Below are 390 nucleotides of genomic sequence, written 5' to 3'. Positions count from 1 at the left end.
GCCTCACTTCCCGGGCCCGGCTCCGTGTGGGTTCTGCGTCCCACGCTCGCCCAGGCCCTCGCCCGTGCCTCACTTCCCGGGCCCGGCTCCGTGTGCGTCCTGCGTCCCACTCCCGTCCAGGCCCTCGCCTGTGCCTCACCCCCGAGGCCCAGCCCCGCGTGCGCCCTGAGCCCACTCCCGCCTAGGGCCCGCCGCCCGTGCCTCACCCCCGGGCCCAGCCCCGTGACTGCCCTGCGCCCCACCCCCACTCCAGACCCCACCCCCACTCCATACCCCTCCCCAACCCCGACCCCGACCCCGGCCCCGTGTCTGCCCTGCACCCCGCTCCCGCCCGAGGCTCCCGCCCGCGCCCTGCTACCGGGTCCGGCCCGCGCGTACACCCTGCGCCCT

This window comes from Streptomyces canus 299MFChir4.1, from assembly GCF_000383615.1.
In the GTDB taxonomy this organism is placed as follows: Bacteria; Actinomycetota; Actinomycetes; order Streptomycetales; family Streptomycetaceae; genus Streptomyces; species Streptomyces canus_C.
The sequence above is the reverse complement of the archived record's forward strand: the minus strand, read 5'-3'. Positions refer to the sequence as shown.